This window comes from Hymenobacter sediminicola (assembly GCF_014250515.1).
GTDB classification, from domain to species: Bacteria; Bacteroidota; Bacteroidia; order Cytophagales; family Hymenobacteraceae; genus Hymenobacter; species Hymenobacter sediminicola.
In genome coordinates, this window is record NZ_CP060202.1 from 4,350,866 (window position 1) to 4,376,062 (window position 25,197).

Here is a 25,197-nt window from a genome sequence, read left to right on the forward strand (position 1 = left end):
CTACAACCGCTCTAGGCGGCGCTCCAACTCTTCAAGCGTTGTTTCTTGGAACTCCAGCGGGGTGGACTCTTGGCCGGTGGTAGTTTCCTGCCAGGCCAAGTAAGGCGTGCCGCCTTGGTAGCGCAACCCGATAAGAATGGCGCGGCGGCCGGCCGGCACGTTATCGAACTGATAGCCGGTTTCTGTGGGCTGCCCAACCAAAACCGAAGGCGTGGCACCGCGCATTACCAACCGTACGGACGTAGTGGCGTCGGTTTCGGAGGACAGTGCTTGGTAGCTGCTGGTAGCCCCGGAAACAGGGCGGTCGGCGTTGAACCAGCCGAGTTGACTGCAGTGAAACACGTACCGGTCGGTGGGTTCGGGTGCAGCCGCAGCTTCTTCAGAAGCTGCGGTGGGGAGTGAGGCCGCGGCCATGACGGGAGCTTCCTGCCCCGACGCCGGCGTACTGTCGGTGGCAGTCAGCTGGCCTTCGTTGAAGGAAAACCGAATGGGCAGCATCATCTTCACCTTCACAAACTCACCGTTTCGCTGGCCGGGTGTCCAGCGGCCGGAAGTCTGGCGTAGCACGCGCAGCACTTCCTCGTCGCAGCCGTGCCCGAGGCCGTAGAGGATTTTCGGATTCAGCACTTTACCACCTTCATCCACTACAAACGACGCAAACACAACTCCCTGCGTGCGGCTGGCTAGGGCTTCCTGCGGATAGCGAATCAGGCGGTTGATGTCGGCGGGGCCACTGCCGTAAGCGGGCATGGGACGGGCGTCGGTGTAGATGGTTTCGGCCGTTTCGGAGGCGGGAGCAGCCATTTCGGGCGCTTTTTCCCAGCGTACCGGGGTTGTAGTGCTCTGGCCATAGTAGAGACGCATATCGGCGAGCGGGCGTCCATTGAGGGCGGGCAGCTCAAGACGCACCGTGCGGCCGGCCGCTACCTGCAGGGGGCGGCCAGCAGCGGTGGCCTTCATGAACACCATACCCGCTGTCTGGAGGGGCTGGCCATCGGTGGTGGTGGTACTGAGGTTGGTAAGCACCATTTCGGCGGGCGTCAGGCACTCTTTCAGCTCTACCCAAACAGGACCAGTAGCGGCCTTCTGCTGGGCATCAACCAGCGTGCCGGCACTGATACGGACGATTGTTCCGTCGCGCCCCCGCACTTCAGCGGCCTGGGTGGGGTCAATCTGAAAAAACTCACTGGCTTTGCGAGCTAAGTCGAAGAGCGTGGCTTCGCCGGGAGGTGGCGCGGAATCCTGGAGGCCGGCCGGGGCGCTGCGCACGCTCCGGTATACGATAAGCGGCGCGTTGCGGCGCGTGGGGCGGGCCAGCCGGTGCCAGTCGCGGCGCACAGGGGTGGTATCGAGGGTGCCGACTGGGTCGGAAAGAGAATCGAGAGCCAGCGAATCGGCCAGGGCGGGCGTGCGCTGCTCGGTGCTGGCGGGCTTATCGGGCTGGCAGGCAGGCAGGGTAGCCGACAGGGCCAGGCCAATAAGAAATGAAGGTAGCCGGGGTATTCGCATTGCTGGGTTTCTACGCACAAACGAACAAAAGGCTAGGCTGCGTGTGCTCTACAGATAGTTTTCAGTCAGTCGCGCAGCGCCAACAGCTCAAGTATAGGCATTTAGCTGCGAAAGAAATGTACTGGCATATGGCGGAAAACACCAGACTATGCCAGAATCGGTCTGACGTAATGAGCAAATAGTAGCTGTGCAGCAGCAAAAAGCCCCTAGCGTCTAATGAAGCCAGGGGCTTTCTATTGAAGGCAAGCAACCGATTGGAAGCCTGCTAGTGCGTTGTCGGAAGAACCTGCTAGAGGTTCTTGAGCACGAAATCGGTCATCTGGCGGTAGAGGTGCAAGCGGGTATTGCCGCCGTAGATGCCGTGGTTGCGGTTAGGGTAATAGAGCGTCTGGTAGTCCTTGTTGGCCTTAATCATGGCGTCGGTGAAGGCTACTGCGTTCTGGAAATGCACGTTGTCGTCGCCGGTGCCGTGTACCAGCAAAAGCTTGCCTTTGAGCTTGTCGGCGTGCTGCACCGGCGAGTTGTCGTCATAGCCGGCGGGGTTTTCCTGGGGCGTTTTGAGGAACCGCTCCGTGTACACAGTGTCGTAGTAGCGCCAGTTGGTGACGGGTGCCACCGATATACCCATCTTGAACACATCGGCGTTTTTGGTGAGGGCCAGCGCGGTCATGTAGCCACCGAAGCTCCAGCCCCAGATGCCGATGCGGCTCTTGTCGACGTAGGGCATCTGGCCCAGGAAGCGGGCAGCGGCGGCCTGGTCCTCTGTTTCGAGCTTGCCAAGGTTGGCGTAGGTGCTTTTCTTGAAGTCGGAGCCGCGGGCGCCGGTGCCCCGGTTGTCCACGCTCACCACAATGTAGCCCTGCTGGGCCAGCAGCTGGTGCCAGAGGTAGTTGGTGAAGGCAATACCGCCCCCCGCATCATCTTTCACGGTCTGGGAGCCGGGGCCGCCATACACGTACATCAGCACGGGGTACTTTTTGCTCGGGTCGAAGTTGGCGGGCTTGAGCACAGAAGCCACCAGGCTCTGCTTACCCGCTACTATGCTCGGCTTGCCACCTGGTCCATTGTCTACGTCTAGGGTTGTGAATTCCAGCTTGCCCAGATTGTATTCAGAGAGCTTCTGGCGCAGCTTGGCGTTGTCTTCCAGCACTTTCACCAGCTTGCCATCCTGGCCGTTGCGCAGGCTCACCACCTGCGGGTCGCCGGCTTCCGAATGGTAGTTGAGGTAGTAGCGGCAATCAGAACTCATGTTCACCACATCGGTACCACGCGTGGCGTCGCTGAGCCGCGTCTTGTCTTTGCCCTTGAGGCTGACGCGGTACAGATGGCGCTCCAGCGGCCGGTTCTGCCCCATCCCGACATTATCCGACGAGTAGGTGCCGTGCGTCATCAGGCTGTTTTCGGTGCTGGTATAGTACACGAGGCCCTTTTTCTCGTCAAACCCGTTGATTTCGGTGATTTCCCAGGCGCCTTTGGTGAGTTGGCGCACCAGCTTACCCTGCATGTTGTAGAGGTAGAGGTGGCGGTAGCCGTCCTTCTCGCTCGTAAACAGGAACTCTTTGCCGCCCTCCAGATAGCGCAGGTCATCGGTGATGTCGACGTAGGCTTTGTCGGTATCGGTCAGCACTACTTTGCTTTGGCCGGATTTGGCGTTGGCATGCAGGATTTCGAGCTTGTTCTGCAGGCGGTTGAGGCGCTGAATGCTGAGCAGCTCGGGCGTCTGGGTCCAGAGGATGCGCGGAATGTACTGGTCGGTTTCGGCACCCACGTCCATTTTGGTGGATTTGCCAGCGGCTACGTCGTAAGCTGAGATGCTGACGATGGAGTTTTTCTCGCCGGCCTTGGGGTATTTATAACGGTAGTCTTTAGGATAGAGCGGGCCCCATTCCTGCATGTTGTACTCGGGCACCTGGCTTTCATCGAACGTGTAGTAGGCCACGTAGCGCGAATCGGGCGACCATTGGAAGCCCTGGGCAAACGAAAACTCCTCCTCATACACCCAGTCGGTGCCGCCGTTGATGATTTTATTGAGGACGCCATCCATCGTGACGGCCGTTTCCTGCATCGTGGCCAGGTCCGTGACGAACAGATTGTTGTCGCGCACGAAAGCTACCCGCTTGCCGTCGGGCGAGAAAGTGGCGTAGAGCTGCTTGCCCGCCACTTTGCTCAGGGGCGTAAGCTGCTTGCTCTGGCGGTTGTAGATATAGAAATTAGACTTGCTGGAGCGGCGGTAGATGGCCTCCGTGTCGGTGCTGAACAGAATTTGCTGCTCATCGGCGTTGAAGTTGTAGCCATCGACGGGCAGCGGCTTTTCTTGGCCGGGCAGCTTCAGGTCGGTGGCAGCCACCAGGGTCTGCACGGCTTGGCCAGTTGTCACATCATGCTGCACCAGGCTGCCTTGGTCGAGCGACGAGTAGTAGCGCCCGTCTTTCATCCAATTGAAGCCGGGCACCGATTTGGCGGCGAAAGTGCCTTTCTGCCAGATATCTTCGAGGGTGAGGTTTTGTTTCTGCTGAGCCGAAGCGGTGGTCAGCACGGTGGGAACCAGCGCGGGGCCGGCAGTGGCCAGCCACAGGGCCAGCCCAAAAGAGCGGAATTTCATGCAGAGCAAGGAAAATGACAAAGGCAATAGAGTCGTTAAGGTAGGAAATACGGGCGCATGGTTGCACATGGGCCTGCGGAAAGCCCGTCTTCCACATCCGGCCCGAAACTCCGACCTTTACCGAACTTATGCGTCTTCGCCTGCTTCTTCTGCTTCTGTTTCCGGTGCTGCTGGCCGGCTGCAACCCCGACCCCAACCCCGGTCCACGCATCGACTTGGTGGGCAGCACGTCGCCGGCCTTTATTTCGTCGGATAGACTGAGCACAACCCCCGCCGATACGTTCACGACGCGCCTGTTTGCCGAGGCCCGCGACACAGTGAACGGGCCCGCACTCACGCGGTTGCGCATCACAGTAGACTACACCCCTACCCGCAACCCCTACACCTACCCCACTACCACGGCTTTCGACCCGGATCTTGTGCCTAAAGACACGCTCCCGCTCGTGTACCTCGACTCGGTGCTGGCGCCGGGCAAGCGCGCTATTGCGTTTCAGTATACTGCCGTTACGCGCAGCACTTCCGGCCAAGAGCGGTGGACGTTCCAGATAGAAGATGCCGAAGGCGGTTCCAACAAGCGCAGCTACCAACTTACGCTCCGCAACCCCGACTCCCTGCTGACCTATCACCGCTATTCTATGCGCCTGCAAGCCCCGCGTACCCGCAAGTCGCGTAGCTTTGCTACGTTAGCATCGGGGCTTGTCCTGCCGGCTTTCGCGCTGAGCTCCTCCCCCGACCAGATTGCCAACCGTGACTCAGTTGACTTGGTGTATCAGCCTATTACTGGTGGGCAGGCCGGGCTAGCAGCCCCCGCCGACCCCACAGTGACACTCACAGGCTGGCTTCGCAAGCGCACCACCCAGTTTCGGCGCACTACCCTGGACGCCAACGCATTTGGCTCCGCCGACACAACTCCGGAACTGGTAGCGGCCTTCGATGCGGGCACTGCCTTCACGCCCAGCACCCGCACCGGCTCCCTCAGCAAAGGCCAGGTAGTAGCGTTTCGGACCGCCACCGGCAAGTCGGGCCTTATTCTGATTGAGGACTTTCCGACAGCCCCTGCCGCGGCTATTCAGGCGCAGGTTCGCATCACGAAATAGCCCGCCACTCTTATCCCATCAAAAAAGGCCGCCTCCAATTGGAGGCGGCCTTTTTTGATGGCTGGTTACTCTGGAAATATAAGTTAGAACAGGAAACCTGCTGTGACGGTAGTCGTGTACTTGTTGTCGTCTATGCTAACCACTGGTGCAGCACCGGCTTCGCTGAGGGTGTACGGGCTGTAGAACCGCTTGCTGGTGCCGTACACAGCGGCAGCATCCAGAAAGAAGTTCTTCTGGCGCAGGCCCACGCCGCCCGTGAAATAATTCTGGGTGCGGTCAAAATCGTTCTGCTTGTACGCATCGCCGTAGCGGGCATAGCCGGCCCGCACCCGGAAGATGTCGAAGCGCAGCTCGCCACCAACCCGCACGTTCACGGCCGACCGATAAAGGCTACGCACGGCGTCGTTGCTGGCGCTGAAGTCATAATCGGTGCCTCCCACAAGGTCATTATTCGTATCGTTGCTGAGACGAGCCTGGCTGTAGTTGAGGTATTCCACGTCGCCGCTCAGGAAACCGTATTTACCAATCACTACGGCCACGCCGCCAGTTGCCTTGAAAGGCGTCGTCAATACATAGTTGAACTCGCTGGGGTCGGAGCTGGCGGTACGGCTGCTGTAGCTCTGCCCGTCAACTACCAGCGGCCGGTCGAAATTGGCACTGAGGGAGGAGCTGTAGCTTTCCGACAGGCGCATCCAGGTAGGAGTCTGAATGGAAGCACCTACCCGCACAGCATCATTCACGCGGTAGATAGCACCCACCCGCAGGTTGATACCGCTGCCCCGCGTTTCCAGCACGTCACGATAGTTGAGGCTGTTGAAAGCCGTGCTGGCATCGGGAGTAGCCTCTGAGGCTGTGATTACGCTGGTCGAGTTATAGCGCGTACTCACAATGCCAATGGCGCCACCCAGATACAGCCGGTCGCGGTAGCTGGCTCCGTAGCCGAAGTCAAATTGCGTCTGGGAGCCGGTAGTCAGTACGGTTTCGTCCTGTTGCAACGCGCCAGTAGTGGTGAACGGCGTGGAAAGCCCCAGGCTATCCTGCCCCTGCCGATTGGTAAAACGGTCCGTCAGGAACGCGCCATACGCCAAGCCATCAAGTGAGTAATAGCTCTGGCTGTTGTCCTGCGCTACCACGTCGGCAACGCTGTTAACCGGGTCGGCCAGACGCTGCAGAATATCCTGGTTCAGGGCTGGCGTGCCACGGTAGCGGAAGCGCTGGTTGTAATCGTTGATGCGGTTCAAGCCTAATGCAAAGGTGCCGTTGCGCCACTCGCTACCATCCGAATCAGGTCGGCGGTTGACGAAAGCGGCCCCTAGGCTGGCAACATGCAGACTATTGCGCGAGTCAGTGGTGGTAGTGCCGAATGCCTTGCTCTCAGTGCTGCCCAAACCCAAGCCGGGCGTAAAGCTGAACTCAGAGCGCTGATAGAGACCCAAACCAGCCGGGTTTGTTACAAGACTACTCAGGTCGGCACCCACCGCTGAATTGGCGCCCCCTATACCCAGTGTGCGAGCTGTGCCGCTGGGTTGGTTCTGCGAAAAGCGCAGCGCATCTACTTCATATTGGGCAAAGCCGTAGCTAGCCTGGCCTACAAAAGCCACGGCAAGCCAGTATTTCAGGTTTTTCATCTGAGAAAAGGAAGGGGGCCGCTAAGCACAGCAGCCAGTAGCAGATTCAGTTGCTGAGAAAGGGCACTTAGTTCACGCGGCCACGGCCGCCACCTCCACCGCCGCCACGGTTGCCGCCACCATTACTAGCGGGCGGCGAATAGCTGCGCGAAGGTTCCGAAGCCCGGCTAGGCTGCTCATAAGTACGCTGAGGGGCCTCGAACGTCCGCTGCGCAGGAGCATCCGACGTGCGCTGCTGGCGGCGCATGGGCTGGTCGGCCGTCTGGCCGCTGCCATTCTGGGCAGCACCTGGGCTGAAAATGCTACGGGTACGACGAGGCTGCGAGTACTCGGATGACGCTGGTGCCGCTTGGTCACTACCAGTGCTGGCATCCTGCGCTACACGCCAGCGACGCCCCTCTCCACCTACGCGACCAGGAGCGGCCGCATCACCGGTAGTGGTAGCTTCCTGCTGTGGCTGATAGCGAGTGTTAGGTGCTTTCTGATTTGGAGTAGCAACATCTGGTGCCTGCTCGGCAACCTGCATCGTGCGGCCGTTTCGTACAGCTGGTTTCGCCGTAGCGTCGGGCATAGCCTCTGCCGAGCGAATATTACCACGCGTGGTAGGCGTGGGACTTGTACCTACTACACCACCTACAGGAGCAGTAGTACCACCTGGCGCAACAATACCGCCTTGGTTTACGCGGCCTCGGCCGCCTGGAGTTGTTGTGTTGGGCCGGCCACCGGCCGTTGTGGCTTCGGCACTACGCCCACTCCGTGGGCCATAGCGCACATTGCGTACCGTACCAGTTCCTACACCGCCACCATAGTAGCCACCATTGCCGTAGTAGCCACCATAACCGCCTCCGTAAAGGCCACTGTAGTAGCCATCATAGAAGCCGCGGCCATAGCCACCACCCCAACGGTTCCAGCCCCAAGGGCGGCCCCAATACGGGTTACCGAAACCGATATTGATGCTCACGTAGCTGCCGCCATAGTAGCTTGGGCCCCAGAAAGGGTCATAGCCACCGTAGTAGCTAGGGCCCCAGGCCGAGTAGTAGCCGGGGCCGCCGTACCAGAAGGGGTCGGCGTAAATGAAGTCGTTATAGCCGTAGCCAAAGCCACGATAGTAAGGCTGGTGAAACCGTCGGATACGTGACGAATACGCATAGTCTTCGTCATAGTATTCCGTGCCACCCGACGATGATGAAGCCGTGCTTTCACCGGCATAGTCCGGGTTGGTTAGCTCGTCACCGGCAACAGTTCCGGAAGGGGTAGTAGAGGTCACCGCTGCCCGGGTATTCTGCGTGGTGCGGTCCTGGGAAGAATAATAAACGCCGTCGTTTTCCGTGGAGGAAATAGCAGCGGTGCCGGCACAGCCACCCAGCGCAAGCAGGGAGAGAGCAGGCAATAAAGTGGGAAGGAAATTTTTCATGGCGGCTAACACGGAAAGAAGGCGGGCAAAAGGAAAGAGCTGCTTACGAGTCAAAGGGTTGCCTGAACTAGCTGACTGACTGTGGCGGAAGGCTCCAGTTTAATAACGTAATTTGGCGGCGAAACGGTGCCGGATTTCTCAATACAAATCTTGGGCCAAACCGGGAACTTTTTCGACTTACCAAAGATACCTGAAACATGAGCAAAAGTTTGCCCAAGCGGAGCGAAGATTATTCCCTGTGGTACAATGAGTTGGTGAAGCGTGCCGGGCTGGCCGAAAACTCCGCTGTGCGGGGCTGTATGGTCATTAAGCCCTACGGCTACGCCATCTGGGAGAAGATGCAGCGCACCCTGGACGATATGTTCAAGCGCACTGGCCATCAGAACGCATACTTCCCCCTTTTCGTCCCCAAAAGTCTGTTTGAAGCGGAGGAAAAAAATGCGGAAGGTTTCGCCAAGGAATGTGCCGTTGTAACGCACTACCGCCTGCAGACCGACCCCGACAACCCAGGCAAGCTCCGCGTGGACCCCAATGCCAAGCTGGAAGAAGAACTGATAGTGCGCCCAACCTCGGAGGCTATCATCTGGAGCACCTACAAAGGCTGGATCCAGAGCTACCGCGACCTGCCGCTACTCATCAACCAATGGGCTAACGTAGTGCGTTGGGAAATGCGTACCCGCCTGTTTCTGCGCACCGCCGAGTTTCTGTGGCAGGAAGGCCACACGGCCCACGCCACCGCCGAGGAAGCCGTGGCTGAAACCCGCCAGATGCTGGAGGTATATGCGCAGTTTGCCGAAGAATGGATGGCGCTGCCCGTTGTGAAAGGTGTAAAAACTGAAAACGAGCGGTTTGCCGGTGCCGAGGATACGTATTGCATCGAAGGTCTGATGCAGGACGGCAAGGCGCTGCAGGCCGGCACCTCGCACTTCCTGGGCCAGAACTTTGCCAAGGCGTTTGATGTGCAGTTTCAGAGCAAGGAAGGCGGCTTGGAGTATGTGTGGGGCACCAGTTGGGGCGTAAGCACGCGCCTGATGGGCGCCCTTGTCATGGCTCACTCCGATGATGAAGGCTTGGTGCTGCCGCCCAAGCTGGCACCTATCCAGGTGGTCATTGTGCCCATTTACAAAACCGGCCAGCTCGATGAGCTGCTGGAGCGCATCCGTCCGATGCAGATGGGCCTGATTGAGCGCGGCATTTCGGTGAAAGTAGACGACCGGGACACGGAGCGCCCGGGCTACAAATTTGCCGAATGGGAGCTGAAAGGCGTGCCGGTTCGGCTGGCCGTGGGCATGCGTGACCTAGACGCCGGTACCGTGGAAGTGGCCCGCCGCGACACCAAGGAGAAAATGAACCTGCCCCTGGCCGACATCGTGAACAGCGTGGCGGCGCTGCTCGACGATATTCAGGTCAGCATTTACCGCAAGGCGCATCAGTTCCGCGAAACGCACACGACCCGCGTGGACACCTACGAGCAGTTCAAGCAGGCCTTGGAAGGCGAAGGCGGCTTCGTGGTAGCCCACTGGGATGGCACCTCCGAAACTGAGGAGCGCATCAAGGAAGAAACCAAAGCCACCATCCGCTGCATTGCGCTGAATGAGCCTGATGAGGAGGGCACCTGCATCCTGACCGGCAAGCCCAGCAAGCGCCGCGTATACTTCGCCCGGGCTTACTAGCGCCTGAGCCAAAACACAAAAAGGCGCCCGGCTGCAGTAGCCGGGCGCCTTTTTGTGTTTTGGTTGTTACTGAGCGGCTGAAATGGCGGTAGCCAACTCGTCATCGGAAAGATTATCGAGCCAGTCCTTTTCGAGCTCCAAGCGTACGGTTTGGGCGCCGCCGCTAGGCGTGCACACTACCGGCACAGCTCCTGAATCGGTTTCGCTGCGGGCAATTGCCTCTTCGGTAGCAGAGCTTTCTACGGCGGCGTAGGCCTGCACGCAGGTCCAAGTGGTATTGTGCTGGTCGGTTACTTCGCGTTGTTTCATCATGCGCCTCTGATACGTACCTGAAGCCTGTGAGTAGCTACGAAGGCCCACATTTGGCAGTGACGCAGGTTACAGGGCGGCCTCCTGTGCCTGCCGAACGTCCCGTAGCGCCTGCTGGACATGGCGCTGCTCGTGCAGCACTACAAACTCCAGGGCTTCGCCGGTGCGCAGCTTCAGCAGCCGAAAAAACTCTACGGGCACGGCTTTGCGGTTTAGGTCGGCAGTGGCAGCCTGCTGCAGCAGCGCCGCCAGTTGCTTCTGGTGCTGCAGAAACTCCTGTAGCACCGCCACGGTAAGCAGGCTCCCCGCCGGATTCATATGCTTCACCGTTTTGTGCTGCTTGCGGCTACCGGGCCGCACCATGTCCAACGACTTTCGGCCCAGCCAGCTGTACTGTACTTCGGCGCGGGCGGCAGCCGGGTGGCGCAGCGCCCGGGCCAGGGCGGGGTTGTAGTAGCGGCAGTAGCGGTTCAGGTGCTCCACGCATTCCAGCGCGCTCCACCGCTCAGGAGCTGGCTTGCCGTTGAGTAAGGCTTCGGGCAGCGGCAGCAGCTCGGTTTCTACCAGGGTCTGTATGCTGCGAACATTGGTGCGCAAATGCTGAAGAAATTTGGGGGTGTGCATAGGAAATGGCCGGATGATGCCCAAAGGTCGGGCAGCGTAGTCCCCGAAACCTTGATTTCACGCAAGATTTAGCGCAGGCGGCTTAGCGTCTCGGGAGTCATGCGCAGGTAGGAGGCAATGTATTTGCGGGGCACCAGCTGAAACAGGTGCGGACTGCGGGTTCGTAGCCGGTCGAGACGGCGCTGGGGCTCAGGCAGCAGCAAATCTATTTCCCGCTCGATGCGGCCTACCACCGCTCGTTCCATTTCGGTGCGCCAGAAGCGGGCAATAGCCGGGCGGCTTTCGAGCAGATCCAGCACGGCGGCCCGGCTGATGCCCAGCAGCCGGCTCCCGCGCAAGGCCTGAATGGCATAATCAGAAGGGCGGCCTTCCACAAAGGAGGGAAACGAGCAGAGTAAGGTGCCGGCATAGCCGAAACCCACGCATATTTCTTCGGTAGCCACGGGCAGAAAAATCCGCAGCACTCCTTCGGCCACGAAATACAGGTAACGCTCTGTCTGTTCGGGCCGGATCAGAAAGTCGTGGCGGGCCAGCACCACCGGCTTGTGCCAGCACGCCACAAACGCGTCAACGTCTGCCGCGGCTAGGTACGGCACCTGCTGCAGCAACTGCCGCAGCGCAGCTATATCAGCACTGAGCGAAGACACAGGCATGCGTAGTGTGAGAAGTAAAGGCCCGGCAAATTAAGCAAGCTTCCACAGCCCCACGAACATAAGTAGCGCCGCTACTGGCTTTCTGCGTATCTTTTGCTAACCAATTTCCTCTTTCCTATGGACTGGCTTACTGTTGCAATGCTTCTGCTCTTTGGTCTGCTCTTTCTGGCCGCCGAAGTCGTCTTTATTCCGGGCACTACCATTGTGGGCCTGATTGGGTTTGCGCTGCTGGCTGCCGGCGTGTGGTTTGCCTACCGCGACTTTGGCTCCGCTACCGGCCACATTCTGCTGGTTTCGTCGCTGGCTGTCACGGGCCTGATGATATACATTGGACTGAAGCCCAAGAACATGGCCCGCGTAGCCCTGACCGACGTCAACAATTCGCACGTGCGGGACGCCCGCCTACCCGATGTGCAGCCCGGTACTACCGGCCGCACGCTTTCGGCGCTACGGCCCGCGGGCACGGTGCTATTCGAGGAAAACCGCCGTGAGGTAACAACCCGCGGCGAGTTTGTACCGGCCGGCACCGAGGTGCGCGTGCTGCGCATCGAGCAAAACCGGATTGTGGTAGAAAGTGTGGCATAAAACTTAGCTTGTAGCCTCAGCAGTCGGTAGAGCAGCCATGGCCTGGCCGCTTACTTTCCCAAACCAGCACAAGCTTGTGCTACATCACACCCTATGGACTTTCCCATTTTCCCACTCATTGTTGGGGCCATTGTTCTGCTGGTCTTTCTGTACTTTTTCCCTATCAGCCTCTGGATTACGGCGCTGTTCTCGGGCGTAAAAGTGAGCTTGTTCCAGCTGGCGTTCATGCGGGTGCGCAAAGTGCCGCCGTCCCTCATCGTCAACTCGATGATTACGAGTACTAAGGCCGGCCTGGAGCTGACTGCCAACGACCTAGAAACGCACTACCTAGCCGGCGGTAATATTCCCAGCGTTATTAAGGCCCTGATTTCGGCCGATAAGGCCAATATCCCGCTCACATTCAAGCAGGCCACCGCCATCGACCTGGCCGGCCGCGACGTGTTTGAGGCCGTAACAACGAGCGTAAATCCCAAGGTGATTAACACGCCGAATGTGGCCGCCGTAGCGCAGGATGGCATTCAGCTCATTGCTAAGGCCCGCATTACGGTGCGCGCCAACATCACGCAGTTGGTGGGCGGTGCTGGGGAGGAAACCATTCTGGCCCGCGTTGGGGAAGGCATTGTGACTAGTATCGGTTCGTCGAAGTCGCACAAAGAGGTGCTCGAAAACCCTGACAAGATTTCCAAGCTCGTGCTCAGCAAAGGCCTCGACGCCGGCACGGCCTTCGAAATCCTGTCCATTGACATTGCCGACATTGACATAGGAGAAAACATCGGAGCCAAACTGCAGATAGATCAGGCCACTGCCGACCTGAAAGTGGCCGAAGCCAAAGCCGAAGAGCGCCGGGCAATGGCCGTGGCCGTGGAGCAGGAAAACCGCGCCAAAACCCAGGAAGCCAAAGCCCGCGTGGTAGAAGCCGAAGCCGAGATACCGAAGGCCATGGCTGAAGCCTTCCGCTCCGGCAACCTCGGCATCATGGACTATTACAAAATGCGCAACATTCAGTCCGACACCGACATGCGCGACTCCATTGCCAACCCCGGCAACCAAAGCAGCAGCAGCAAGCCCGGCCGCGACGAAACCCGCCTGAGCTAAACAGCCAAGCCAGCTAAACACTACAAACGAGAAGGCCCGATCCTGTTAAGAATCGGGCCTTCTCGTTTACTCGCTTCAGGAAAAGCAGCTGTCAAAGCAGCCTAACAGGACATTACTTCTTCGTAATCCGGAACTCTACGCGGCGGTTGAGTTTGCGGGTTTCTTCCTGGTCGTTGCTGGCAACGGGCTTCTTGTCACCAAAGCCTTCTGTCGTGATGCGGGTACCACTGACGCCTTTCGAAACAATGTACTTTTTCACCTCGTTCACGCGGTCCAAGCTCAGCTTGAGGTTCAGGGTTGGGTCGCCTTGGTTATCGGTGTGGCCTTCCAGCTTGATTTCTACCGTCGGATACTCTTTTAGCGTCCGAATCAGGCGCTGCAGCTCCGGGTAGGAATTCTCGCGCAGATAGTATTTGCTCTGGGCAAAGAAGATGTTGTTCAGCTTGATGGTCTGGCCCACGGCGAAGGGCACCAGAAACAAGTCCTGCGTCACTTCGGAATACTTTTGGCGGTCCGTTACATCGAGGTTGTCGGATTCGGCCAGGTAGTTAGGCGCTTCGGCGCGGTAGCCGTACTGCACGCCCGAGGGCAGCACAATAGTGTAGGAACCATCTACAGGGTTAGTTTCCGCCACCCCGATTTCTTCGCCGGTTAGCAGATTTTCATACTTGATAACGGCCTGCACTGGTTTCTTGGTAGCGGCATCCAGTACCCGGCCGCGTACCAGCGTCACCACTTCGGGCTTGAACTGGGGCGTGAGGCCGATACGGAAGATGTCCTTGGAGCCGTTCATGCCATTGCGGGCCGATACCAGATACGCATCTTCACCAGCTGCCGACACAACATAATAGGCGTCGAAATCAGGGGAGTTGACGTTGGGTCCCAGGTTGCGGGGCTTGGTCCAGTTGGTCCACGTATCGTCGAGACGCTTGGAGTAGAAAATGTCGCTCTTGCCGTAGCCGCCGTGGCCCTCCGAGGCGAAATACAGGGTCTTGTTGTCCGAGGCCAGGAAGGGAGCAAATTCCGGCTTCTTGGTATTCACCGTGGGGCCCAGGTTGCGGGGCTTACTCCAGGTTTTGCCATCGGCATTGCGGAAGCTCACGAAAATATCCTGCTCACCTTGTCCGTCTTTGCGGTCCACGGCCATCAGCAGCGCCTTGCCCGACGGCCCCAGGAAGTAGTCGACGTTTTCGGGGTCGTCGTTGTAGAAATTCTCGATGACTACCTTTTCGGGGCGGCTCCAGCCGGTTTTGGTGCGCTTGCTGGTGCTCAGGCCCTTGGGGTCGAGCGAACCGTCTTCGTTATAGACGTTAATCAGCACGGCCGTATTTCCGTCCGATGATATCGAGGCCAGACCGTTGGGGCCGGGCGTATTGATGGGGCCACCAATGTTCTTGGCGGGGTTCCAGGCTTTGTTGGCCGCATTGGCCAGCGTACTGTACCATACATCCTGCACGTCGCGGGCACCACCCGAGTTCTGGGGGCTTTCTTGGCGGGCAAAGAACAGCATACGGCCATCAGGCGAGATGACCGGGTGTGTATCAACGTATTTGGAGTTGACATTCGGCCCCAGATTCACCATGGCCGAGTCGAATTTCACCCCGTCGTTTTCGCCTTTGAATTCCTTCTTCACCATCGTTTCGGCTACGTCGGCAATGCCGATGGCGTCAATCTGGTTTACGCCGTTCACGGCCTTGGTATTCATGGTCACCAGCACGCCAATGGTGCGGTAAGTGGCCGGCGAAAACGTTACCTGTAACGACCGAAACTGCTCCGGAATAGGGCCGGGGCTGGTATTCTCGTACACTTGGTGCTTCTGGCCGCGGGTGTCCACCAGCTCAATCTTCACCACCGAGCCGGGGTTGAAGTTCTCCACTACGGTCACCTGTTTTGCTACCAGCGACTTGCCAAAGCGCACTTCAATGAATTCGTCGCTTCCTTCTTTGCGCGGAATCCAGGCCTCGTTACTGACCTGGCCCAGGGGCTGGGCATTGGGTTCCCCCAATACTTTTTCAGGCGAGAAGGCCTCTTTGCCTTCCGCTTTCTGCGACGATACGGCTACCACCTTGGCAGCCCACACGGCGTGCTGCGCCTGCACGCTCCCCGCAACTCCCACGACCAACCCCACCGACAGCAGTAATTTCTGAATACTCATAAGCTGACTGGCAAAACAACGGCTTGTGGCTCCCGCCCAAACCCGGAAAGATGGTCTCGAACTGACTGAGACGTGAGGGAGGGCCGCTAAGTTTCGGCGGCCCGCCACAAGAACCCCAAAGGTAGGGATACCAACCTCCTGCATGGGTTAAATTTTGATGAAAAACGGAAATAGCCGGCCCGTTGCGGCCGGCGCCCCGATGAAGTACCTTGCTTACCCAACAGATTGCCGACAACGCTACCTGCTGCAGACGCTGGCGCTACTGCCTGTCTTTGACTGCTTTTCATGAAGCTACCCGTACCCGCCAAAAGTTCCGCTTATGCTTCTGCTTCCCTGGGTCGCATGGGCGGCGCGCGGACTGGCGGGGCGGGGCGGGAAGTGCTGGTCTGGGTAATTTTCACCTCTCTTCTGTTACTGCTGCTGCCGCGGCCAGGCCGGGGGCAGGCACTGGTGGATGCCGGCTCGCTGCCGCTGCTGGCCCGCACCGTGCTGCCCCCGCCCGACTCTTTGCTGCTGCTTACAGTGCAGGCCCGGCGAGTGGGCGTAAGCACCTATGCCCAGCGCACAGCCCTGCTGGGCACCGTGCAACTCAGCAAACACCAGCAAGTGCGCTACCGACTTCTGAGTGAGTGGATTTATGACTCGCGCGGGGAGCCGCCGTTTGTACGCGAAGACTATGCCGCCGATGCCCTGCACACCGTAGACTTGGGCGGCGGCTGGCGCACCGGGCAGTTTATTCGCTACGAGCAGAGCCGCGCCAACGCTACCCGCACCGGCCTGTGGCTAGCCCGCTTCGGCTACGAGCAGGCCCTGCCCCGCCTGCTGCCTACGCAGGCCACCGATTCGCTGTCGGTGATGCGTCTGATTGGGTTTGGGGGCGCGGTACAGGACGCCCGCAACGGCCGCCAGGATATGGGCGTGGCGTATGGTGTGGATTTCTCGACGCTGGCATTTCTGCGCGGGGCGGCCGCGCCGCCGCTGGCCCTGCGGCTGCTGGGCACCCGCGCGCAGCTGGGCCCGCGGGTGTGGCAGCGCCTGCTGGCCGAAGGCTACTACGAGCACACCTTCGACGAATACTCCAGCGGCACGCTGCGCGGCACCTACCGCGCCCACCGCGCCGAAGACTACGTGCCCGGCAACGTGCAGCGCATTCAGAGCGACACGCTGGCCGGGCAGCTGACGTGGGCCTACCGCCTCTCCGATAAGGTGTCGTTTCGGTCGGTGAATGCGCTGGCGCTGCCGAGCCGGGCCTTTGAATACCGCCGCCTGGGGCCCGAGGCGGATACGCTGCAGGACCTGGGCTACCGGCAGCGCGAGCTGGACACCCGCCAGGAGCTGCGCCTGGGCAGTAAGAAGGTGCAGGCCGTGCTGGCCTTCGGCTACCGGGAGCGGAACCGCGCTTACACCCTCGAAAACAACCGCAGCCTCACCCCCACCCTCTACGAAGCCGCCCTGGCCCGGGAGCGAATCAAGGACATCAACGAGCGGACCACACAGTGGCAAAGCGAGCTGACCTGGCTGCCGGCCCCGCGCCACGCCCTGTCGCTTATTGGGGCAGCCCAGCTGCTACGCGTGACGGCCCCCAGCCGCGACAACCAGCAGGACCGCGACGAAGCCCAGCACCAGCTACGCATGACCTGGACCGGGCGCTGGCGCGGCAACTTCCGCACCAGCCTGGCCCTGGCCGGCGAGTACCGGCAGTTTGTGTTTATCCGGGCCGCCCTCAGCGCCGAAAACTACACCGACCGGCTGCTGCACTGGGAGCCAGGCTTTACGTGGGCGCCGGGCAGGTTCAGCATCCGGAGCACCTACCACCTGTGGGTGAGCTACCAGGTGCGCGACCGGGCCAGCGAGCAGCTGCGCAACCGCGCCAGCCGGGTGCTGGAGCAGCAGCAGAACCTCACGTACCAGTTCACGCCCCGCCTGCTGGCCACCGTAGACTATGCCCGCCGCGAAAACCGGGTGGGGCTGCTGCGCTGGCCGGCCTTCAAGGAAAGCCCCCTCGATACCACCATCACTCACGACCTGCGCGGCGGCCTGCGCTACGGCTGGACCGGCCGCCGCCGGCCCGTGGCCAGCGCCAGCAGCCTGCGCCTCGGCTACCGGTTTCTGGAGCAGCGCACCCACAGCCGCGCCGCGCTGGTGCAGGATGCCGGCCCCGCCACCCTCATCTACCTGCGCGCCCTCACCCGCCAGCAGGGCCCCGATATAGCTTACGAGCGGCGGGCCGGGGCTCTGGCCCTCTCGGCCAGCCTGTGGCTGCAGGAGCTGCGCACCCTCGCGCGCTACCGCCCCGGCACCGGCGCCTTCGTGGGCACCAGTTACACCCCCGACGACCTCGCCCGCACCACCCACGACCTCTACCCCTACTTCGAAGTGGCTCTGGCCTGGCGCCTGCGGCAGTGGTAGGTTTTGTACTGGGAATTATGCGGGTTAGAACACGCTATACTCCCGCTTATCCGATGCGCTTCGTTGCCTCTATCCTGTTGCTGCTAACCCTGCTATTGCCAGCTCGTGCGCAACGGCTGGTGCAGGAGCGGGTATATCCCAACCCCACAAATCCCAGCGCCGGCATTGGCTTCAATGACCTACGGCTCATGCCCGGCGGGGACTTAGCCGCGTCCGGCCCCGCCTCCGACCCTGCCTCCGGTTTTCGCAACCACCTGTGGCGTATCCGCGCTGCCACGCTGGATACGGTGTGGCACCGGGTAGGTGTGGGCATGTTCTCCGGCGACCAGCGCCTGCATGTGCTGGCCGACGGCTCGCTGACCTTCTGCGGCAATTACCTCCCGCCCACGTACCGTCGCGAAACCGTGGTGCAACGCTTCTCCGCGGCCGGCCAACTCCGCACCATGGTGCCTACAGTCAATCCCTTCGGCACAGACCGTATTTTTGGTGCCTCCTTATTGGCGCCCGGCAACGGCTATTTTATTGCCCTCACTTCCTTTCCGGCCACACGCCTGCGGGGCCAGTTGATTCGTACTGACAGCAGTGGCAACCTCCACTGGATTCGTAACCAAGGATGGCAGTATAATGACTACTGGATTGACATGCAGTACACCCGCTCAGGGAATCTGCTGCTAGCGGGCATCTCACAGGTACCAAACACTCCCCGCTTTGTGCTCAAGTTACTGGAAGTCAATCTACAGGGAGACTCAGTGCAGGGAAGGTTGATTGCACCATTGGGGACAAACTATAACGTGGAAATGCATCTAGTCTACAACCGGTTGCTACCCACGGCCGATGGGGGTTACCTGCTGCCGGGCCGCGTCGATACGGTGGACGCGCAGGGTCGCAGTGTGCCCATGCCTATCCTCGTTAAGGTCAATGCCCAACTGCAACCGCAGTGGACTTACGTGCACCGGGCGTTGTGGCCGCAAAGTGGGTTATATGGCAATATGGTAGCTTTACAGGACGGCTCCGTGCTTGTGCAGGCCTACTACTACAATCCGCGCACACTCTCCGACCGACTGCGCCTGCACCGCTTCAGCGCCACTGGCCAGCTCTTGAGTACAATGGAGTTGCCCAGTGTAGTGTGCCCGTCCGTTCGACCAGCCCCTATGGTGCCGGATGCCACGGGGCGTTATCTGTACATCGGAGGCTCTTGCTCTGACTATATCAGTGGCAACCGAAGCGGGGCCTACTTGGCGGTGGTAGACCTGCAAAGCCTGCCCGGTGCCGTCGTGCTCAGTGTCCCGCAGCCCGCACAGCCCACCGCCGCCGCCCCGCTCACCTTCGCACTGTTTCCCAACCCGGCCACTACCACGGCCACCGTGCGTTACCAGCTGCCGGCCGGCACCACTGCCGCCGCGCTGCACCTCACGGATGCCACCGGGCGGCTGGTGCGCCGGCTGACGCTGCGCGGCGGCAGCGGCGGGGAAGTGGCCGTGCCGCTGGCCGGGCTGGCGCCGGGCCTGTACGGGGCCACGCTGCTGGCGGCCGACGGACGGCCCCTGGCTACGCGCCGGCTGGCCGTGGCCACGGAGTAGGCGCTACCCTGGGTTTGTATTTCGGCGCGTCCGTTCACCAGTCGGTCAAGCCGTTTCTGTTGTGCGGCGGTAGCGCCAGGGGGTTTGCACATGCGGCCTCGCCTACTGGGTTGTCTGCTTCTGAAAGGTGCCAGCCTGCTCCTGGGCCCGCACGCCGCATCGGGCCGTTGCATTCCTCTGGCAGACGCTTGTAATCCCTCCGCCCCCTTCCTATCTTACCGCTACTTCCCGCCCCCGCTTCTCCTACCACCGCCTATTGCCCCTGCCACACTGCCCCGGCCTCTATTGGTCCGGCCGTGGCATGGGCTTTTCTGTTTTTCAGGCTTTCCTCTCCACGATGCGCAAGCTGCTGCTTTACTCCGCAATTCTGCTGCTCACCCAGTGCTCCAAATGCAAAGACAACGACCCCAACCCGCTGGAACAGCTGCCCCCAGCCACCCAGACTGGGGCCAACACCTTCGGCTGCCTGGTCAACGGCCAAGCTTGGACGCCGAAAGGCTATACTGGTAGTTCCAACAACAGCGTCTCCTATGACCCTGGCTATCGATTCGGCACACTTAACATCAGCGCCTACCGCTATCAGTCGAAAGAAGCCAGTTCCCGGGAGGATATCACCCTTTTCTCTGACAGTCTTAAAACAGCCGGCATATATCCGCTCACACGTCCAGGAAGGCAGGAAGGTTTATTTAGTGGGCAAACCGGCCAGTGTGACTTTTATGCCCGCGACACCCACTACCGCCGGGGCAAGCTGACCATCACCCGGCTGGATATTCCCGGCCGCGTCATCTCCGGCACATTTGAGTTCACCTTGGCCAAGCCCGGCTGCGACACCATCCGCGTCACCAAAGGCCGCTTCGACTATAAACTCTGATTGGTTCTTCCCCTCACTCAGCCAGTGCTATGCCTACGCTACTACTCGTGTGGTTGGTCAGTAAGTGGGCGGCGCTGCTGGGGTCCCCTGGCCGCGCCTTAGCAGCTGTTTAGTTTTTCAATTGCCCTATCCGGGGCCGGGCGGCGGGTGCCGCGCGGTACTCCCTCCTACTTTATCTATTTCACGCATGTACGACGAACAGTACGAGAATCATTTCCTTAATATCCGGGCCTCGCGGGCGGTGTTTCTGCAGTTTGCCCAGTACACGGCCACGGCCCTGGCCGGCACGCCCAGCGCGGCCCTCAAGAAGCTGACCGCCCCGTTTCAGCAGCTCGTCACGGACCTAGAGCAGGGCCTGACTGCCCGCGCCGGGCAGGCGGGCTCCGGCCAGGGCGGCACCCTCACTCAGGACGAGGCAATTGGCCAGATTCAGGAGTTTGTGCGCGAAACCAACGACGTGCTGCTTGTGCCCCGATACCGCAAGCAGCCCGCCACGCTGCGGGAGTTGCTGCCCCAGGGCCTCGACTACCTCACCGGGGCCGCTAAAAAAGACCTGCCTACCCGCTTCGAGGCCTTCGTGAAGAAGCTCGAAGCCTACGCTGCCGACCTCGGTGCCCAGCCCGCCACCGACGGCCGCGCCCTGCTCGCGGCCCTGGCCACGGCCACCACCGCCCGCACCAAAACCCGCCTAGCCGAAACCGCCACCATCAGCACCCTCGGCACCGACTGGCGTGCGCTGTGCGAAGCCCTCTGGCAGGTGCACTGCGTGGGTCTGGCCGAGTATTATCAGGAGCCCGCCAAGGCCCGCACCCTGTTCGCCTATCATCTGCTGAAAAGCCGCAACGGCGGCAAGAAGAAGCCTGCCCCTCAGCTCGTGGCCTAACGCCGCCGTTGTGGGGCCACCGGGTGCGCCTCTCCCAACGCTGACCCGCCGCTTGCGCCCACTTCTCCTACTACTATCTGCCGCATGAGGCGGGTGCTTTCCAGGGAGCCGCAGGCCGGCTGCCGCATGCGGATGGCTACTTCCAGGCTTCCCCAACCTACTTGCCGCATGCGGAAAGCCACCACCGGCCGGCCGGCACCGTGCTACCGCATGCGGCGGGCCACTCAGGACTTTCCCTAGAGCCTCTACCGCATGCGGTAGCACCAGGCCGGTGCGTTACACCCGTCTCCGCACGGCGGCCAATAGCTTCAAAACGCAAAAAAGCCCGCCGGCCACAAGGCCAGCGGGCTTTTCGCTTCGCAGGGGCGAGGCCGCCCCTGCGTTGCCGCCGTTAGTCGAGGATTACTTTGCGGGTGATGGTATGCTCGCCGACCTGCACGCGGAGCGTGTAGAGGCCTTTGGCCAGGCCCTGTACCGGCAGCGCCTGCTGCACGGCACCGGCGCGCACGGCTACGGTTTCGGTGAGTACCTGCTGGCCGAGGCTGTTGAACAGCAGGGCCTGCGCGGCTTTCACGGCACCCGCCCCGCGGATAGCCAGGTTAAGCGTGCCGTTGTGGCTTGGGTTCGGGAATACGCTCACCTCGCCGCCGGGCAGCTCGCCTTTGCCCGTGCTCAGCACTGGCCGCAGCTGAATCGTGAACGGACCCTGCGCATCGTTGGAGGCAAAGCCCGATACCGATACGTAGTAGGTAGTACCCACCGTCAGGCCGCTCAGGGGCAGGGCCGGAGCCTGCGTGTTGGCGCCGGGGCCAGCCTGGCAGGCCAGCTGCGTGAACGGACCGCTGCAGGTAGCGGCCGAGAACAGGCGCACCTGCCCGGCCGTGTTGCCACCTACCACAATGCCGCCGGAGCTCAGGGCGCTGGTGTGCACAAACGAGAACCATACGTCGCGGGGGCTGCCGGCCGTGGTGCAGCCAGGGTTGGCGTAGCCGTTGGGCAGCGTGGTGGTAGCACCCAGCGTGGTGGCGTTGGTGGCGGTAGCATTCACCGTCAGCACGGTAGCCGTGCAGGGGTCGTCGTTGTTAGCCGGGGCAATGTCGGTGCGGAAGCACACGGGACCTACCCGCTCACTGCTGCCGTTCAGGGTACCGCAGTTCTGGCTTACATAGTAGCAATACTGCGTATCGGCGGTCAGGCCGGTGAGCGTAACGCCAGGGGTAGTGCTGGTAACGGTGGTACCGGCACCCGTGCCGGGCGTGAAGCCCTGCGGGCCATACTCAATCACGAACGAGCCGCTTGGCGTCGGGCCAGCCACGTTCCAGGTGAGTGCCGCGGTGGTAGCCGTGACAGTGCCGGTGGTCAGGCCCACTGGCAGTGGGCAGTTGGAGTTGCCGCGTACGCAGATGGTGAAGGCGCTCTGCACCGTGGTGTTGGTGTAGCCCGCTACCGATACGTAGTAGGTGGTGTTGGGCGTGAGGCCCGTCACGATGAGGCTACCGGCGGTTACGGTGCTGCCGGTGCTGCTTTTGCAGGCCACATCCGAGAACGGACCAGCGCTGCTGGCCGCCGAGAATACCCGCAGCACGTTGGCGTTGTTGCCGGTCGTGGTCAGCGTTACTTCCGTAGAGCCTACGCCAGCCGCCGCCGTCGTGAACTTAAACCACACGTCGCGCGGAGCCGTGGCCGTAGATGGCGTACAGGCCGTGCCGGGGTTGGTGTAGCCGCTAGGAGTAGTGCTGGTAGCCCCTACCAGCGTGGCGCTGGTGGGCGTCAGGCAGTCGGAGCCCAGCGTGAGCTGCACGGCACCGCTGGGGTCGTCGTTGATGATGAGCGTGCTCACGGTACCGGTGAGGGTAGCCGTAGAAGAGCCGTCGGGGCAGAGGCCTACTACCGTTACGGTGTAGGGAGTGCCGGCCGTGAGGCCATTCAGCTGAATCGGCGAAGCCGTGCCGGTAGCCGTAATAGCCGTGCCGCCCGCCGTGGGCGTAGCCGTCACGGTGAAGGTCTGCTGGCCGTTGCCGGGCACGAAGTTCACCTGCGTAGCCGTCTGGGTGGTGTTCGTGAACGTGAGGGTGCGAGGGTCGCCGCAGGTAGGCGGGAACGTTACGCAAATCGTGAAAGCACCTTCGGGGTTGCCGGTGCCGTAGCCCGACACGCGCACATAGTACGTAGTGTTCGGCGTGAGCTGGGTAAGGTCGAGTGGCGGAGCCGCCACCGTAGCGCTGGTAGAAGAACACCCAATCTGGGTGAACGGACCGGCGGCGCTGGCGGCCGAGAAGGCACGCACCTGGCTGGCTGGCACACCCGTCACGAGTACGCGCACGGCCGTAGAAGCTACGCCCGTAGCAGGCGTCGTGAACGTGAACCATACGTCGCTCGGCGAGGCGGCAATACCGCAGCTGTTCGGCGACGTGCCGGGGTTGGTGTAGCCGCTAGGCGACGTGGTAGTAGCCTCCGTGTTGTTGCCCGTGGTAGGCGTGCAAGTGGCATTCACGGTCAGCGCAATGGCACCGCTCGGGTCGTCGTTGACGGGAGGCGGCGTAGGCGTCGTCACACAGATGGTGAAAGGAGCCGCGGTGGCGCTAGGGAGCGTGGCGCTGTACGAGTACACGCGCAGGTAGTAAGTAGCACCAATCGTCAGGCTCGAGTAGATTTTCACGTTCGGGTCGGAGTAGGCTACCGTGGTCAGAGTGCCGCAGCTACCGCTCAGCAATTCTTGCACATAGTCGCCGGAGCCGGTGAGGGTTACGGTGTGTGCCGTAGACGTAGCCACGAAACGGTACCACACGTCATCGTCGGCGGTGCCAACGGGCGTGGCCAAGCCGGCTGTAGGCGTAGCGCCCAGCAGCGTACCGCTGGTAGCACCAGGGCAGGCTGCCGATATAGCGCCCGGCGTAAGGGAAACAGCAGCGGTGCAGGCGTCGTTGGCAGGCGGGTTGGCGAGCGTCGTGAAGCTGGCAGGGCCGGCTACCAAGCTGTTGCCGTTGCTGCCGCCGCAGATCTGCGTCACGTAGAAGTCGTACGGGGTGGTTGCCGTCAGGCCCGTCAGCGAAGCGCTGGTGGTGGTGCTCGTAACTACCGTACCGGCCGTTGAGCCGGGCGTGAAGCCCTGCGGGCCGTACTCAATGCGGAACGTGCCGCCGCCGCCCGTTACCGTCCAGGTCAGGTTGGCCGTGGTGCTGGTGGCAGTAGCCGCGAGGTTACGCGGAGCCGGGCAGGCAGCTGGAGCTGCTGGCGTGAAGGCGTACACCTGGCCGGTAGCAGGCTTAGCGAAGATGTTGGTGTTTTCGGTGGTGGAGCTAGCCGTTGGGTTAGGTCCCGAGTCGCTCAGCGAGAGGTAAGAACCTGCGCCAGTGCCGGTGCCGGCCAGACCGATAGAAGCGCCCAGCGTAGCGGTGGCATTCGTCGGGTTGGGCTCCTGCTGGTAGATAAACTCTACCCGGTTGGAGCCTTCGTAGAGCTTTACTTGGAAGGAAATAACAGCTAGGTTGACGCCCCAGCGCCACTCCCAGTTCTGCCACTCGAAGGTGAACACCCGGTTCGGAGCCGTACCAGTTGTCAGGTACGAGGCCTGAGCGGTAGCACCTACCGGCCGGCCGTCCAGGTCGTCGCCGAGGGGCGCTACCAGTGGGCGGTTGGCTGCTACGGCGGCTGCCAGCGTCGAGATGCTGGATGCCCCGGTGGCGTTAAAGGTCAGGAACCCATTCGACGAGGCCTTCACTGCGGTGAAAGGAGCCCCATCGAACACGAACGTGAAGCCCAGCGGAATAGCCGTGGGGGTGATGTAGGTGTCGGCCAGCATATCGGGCAGGGCCGTGCCGCCAACCAGCGGAGTGTACGTGCCCTGTGAGGCCGCAAACTGATAGGTGTCTACCTGCGCCTGCGCCGGGCGGGCTACGCCCAGCCAGAGGCTAAGCATCAGCGCCGCAAGCACACGCACACGGCTGAAGGCAGTCGGACTGGTCAGCCCGGCTGTCAAGCGTAAAAGGTGTTGCATGAAAAAATTGAAAAGGGTGGTGGTATACTGGGCAGGCAGAACTCCTGCAGCGTGAAGCTACTGAAAACAGGCCTTATCTGACATTAAGAGCATGTTAAAATGCCACCAAAATT

Annotated in this window: 18 protein-coding genes; 8 read left to right on the plus strand and 10 right to left on the minus strand. The window is 61.1% G+C overall.

Annotated features, from left to right (window positions below; all coding sequences use genetic code 11):
• Positions 1-1,509, minus strand: coding sequence for an energy transducer TonB (locus H4317_RS18580; protein WP_185888043.1), 1,509 nt, complete (start codon positions 1,507-1,509; stop codon positions 1-3).
• A gap of 289 nt (positions 1,510-1,798) precedes the next feature.
• Positions 1,799-4,111 (minus strand): S9 family peptidase, encoded by a 2,313-nt coding sequence (locus H4317_RS18585; RefSeq protein WP_185888044.1) that lies wholly within the window; start codon positions 4,109-4,111, stop codon positions 1,799-1,801.
• A 128-nt stretch (positions 4,112-4,239) separates the two neighbouring features.
• Between H4317_RS18585 and H4317_RS18590 the strand changes: the two genes are divergently transcribed.
• Complete coding sequence (locus H4317_RS18590) at positions 4,240-5,208, plus strand: hypothetical protein (protein ID WP_185888045.1); 969 nt, start codon at positions 4,240-4,242, stop codon at positions 5,206-5,208.
• An 83-nt stretch (positions 5,209-5,291) separates the two neighbouring features.
• On the opposite strand, the gene H4317_RS18595 is transcribed toward H4317_RS18590, so the two are convergent.
• Positions 5,292-6,836, minus strand: a complete 1,545-nt coding sequence (locus H4317_RS18595) for an OmpP1/FadL family transporter (RefSeq protein WP_185888046.1) — start codon at positions 6,834-6,836, stop codon at positions 5,292-5,294.
• Between the two features lie 67 nt (positions 6,837-6,903).
• On the minus strand, positions 6,904-8,250 hold the full coding sequence (locus tag H4317_RS18600; RefSeq protein WP_185888047.1) for a hypothetical protein: 1,347 nt from the start codon (positions 8,248-8,250) through the stop codon (positions 6,904-6,906).
• A gap of 197 nt (positions 8,251-8,447) precedes the next feature.
• On the opposite strand from H4317_RS18600, the gene proS reads away from it, so the two are divergent.
• The gene (proS, locus tag H4317_RS18605) at positions 8,448-9,923 is read left to right on the plus strand and encodes a proline--tRNA ligase (protein ID WP_185888048.1); all 1,476 of its coding nucleotides are present in this window, start codon (positions 8,448-8,450) and stop codon (positions 9,921-9,923) included.
• Positions 9,924-9,989: 66 nt separating this feature from the next.
• Here proS and H4317_RS18610 read toward each other — a convergent pair whose 3' ends face one another.
• The 3 genes from H4317_RS18610 to H4317_RS18620 all read right to left on the minus strand — a co-directional run bounded on the left by H4317_RS18610 (position 9,990) and on the right by H4317_RS18620 (position 11,509).
• Positions 9,990-10,235: a hypothetical protein gene (locus H4317_RS18610; protein WP_211538804.1), complete on the minus strand. Its 246-nt coding sequence runs from the start codon at positions 10,233-10,235 to the stop codon at positions 9,990-9,992.
• A 66-nt stretch (positions 10,236-10,301) separates the two neighbouring features.
• Positions 10,302-10,829, minus strand: coding sequence for a DinB family protein (locus tag H4317_RS18615; protein WP_260625742.1), 528 nt, complete (start codon positions 10,827-10,829; stop codon positions 10,302-10,304).
• Between the two features lie 95 nt (positions 10,830-10,924).
• Complete coding sequence (locus H4317_RS18620; RefSeq protein WP_185888050.1) at positions 10,925-11,509, minus strand: Crp/Fnr family transcriptional regulator; 585 nt, start codon at positions 11,507-11,509, stop codon at positions 10,925-10,927.
• A gap of 138 nt (positions 11,510-11,647) precedes the next feature.
• Here H4317_RS18620 and H4317_RS18625 point away from each other — a divergent pair, with 138 nt between their 5' ends.
• Positions 11,648-12,094, plus strand: a complete 447-nt coding sequence (locus H4317_RS18625; RefSeq protein WP_185888051.1) for an NfeD family protein — start codon at positions 11,648-11,650, stop codon at positions 12,092-12,094.
• Between the two features lie 93 nt (positions 12,095-12,187).
• Positions 12,188-13,189, plus strand: a complete 1,002-nt coding sequence (gene floA, locus H4317_RS18630) for a flotillin-like protein FloA (protein WP_185888052.1) — start codon at positions 12,188-12,190, stop codon at positions 13,187-13,189.
• A 112-nt stretch (positions 13,190-13,301) separates the two neighbouring features.
• Here floA and H4317_RS18635 read toward each other — a convergent pair whose 3' ends face one another.
• Positions 13,302-15,344, minus strand: coding sequence for an OmpA family protein (locus H4317_RS18635; RefSeq protein ID WP_185888053.1), 2,043 nt, complete (start codon positions 15,342-15,344; stop codon positions 13,302-13,304).
• 285 nt (positions 15,345-15,629) lie between these two features.
• Here H4317_RS18635 and H4317_RS18640 point away from each other — a divergent pair, with 285 nt between their 5' ends.
• The 4 genes from H4317_RS18640 to H4317_RS18655 all read left to right on the plus strand — a co-directional run bounded on the left by H4317_RS18640 (position 15,630) and on the right by H4317_RS18655 (position 21,087).
• Positions 15,630-17,753, plus strand: a complete 2,124-nt coding sequence (locus H4317_RS18640; RefSeq protein ID WP_185888054.1) for a hypothetical protein — start codon at positions 15,630-15,632, stop codon at positions 17,751-17,753.
• Between the two features lie 53 nt (positions 17,754-17,806).
• Positions 17,807-19,333: a T9SS type A sorting domain-containing protein gene (locus H4317_RS18645; protein ID WP_185888055.1), complete on the plus strand. Its 1,527-nt coding sequence runs from the start codon at positions 17,807-17,809 to the stop codon at positions 19,331-19,333.
• 301 nt (positions 19,334-19,634) lie between these two features.
• Positions 19,635-20,204, plus strand: a complete 570-nt coding sequence (locus H4317_RS18650) for a Riean_0653 family protein (protein ID WP_185888056.1) — start codon at positions 19,635-19,637, stop codon at positions 20,202-20,204.
• Between the two features lie 187 nt (positions 20,205-20,391).
• Complete coding sequence (locus H4317_RS18655) at positions 20,392-21,087, plus strand: hypothetical protein (protein WP_185888057.1); 696 nt, start codon at positions 20,392-20,394, stop codon at positions 21,085-21,087.
• On the opposite strand, the gene H4317_RS18660 is transcribed toward H4317_RS18655, so the two are convergent.
• On the minus strand, positions 21,084-21,257 hold the full coding sequence (locus tag H4317_RS18660; protein ID WP_185888058.1) for a hypothetical protein: 174 nt from the start codon (positions 21,255-21,257) through the stop codon (positions 21,084-21,086). The genes H4317_RS18655 and H4317_RS18660 overlap by 4 nt on opposite strands.
• Before the next feature lie 221 nt (positions 21,258-21,478).
• Positions 21,479-25,084 carry a T9SS type A sorting domain-containing protein gene (locus H4317_RS18665; protein WP_185888059.1) on the minus strand — a complete coding sequence of 1,202 codons (3,606 nt, stop codon included), beginning with the start codon at positions 25,082-25,084 and terminating at the stop codon, positions 21,479-21,481.
• Positions 25,085-25,197 lie beyond the last annotated feature (113 nt).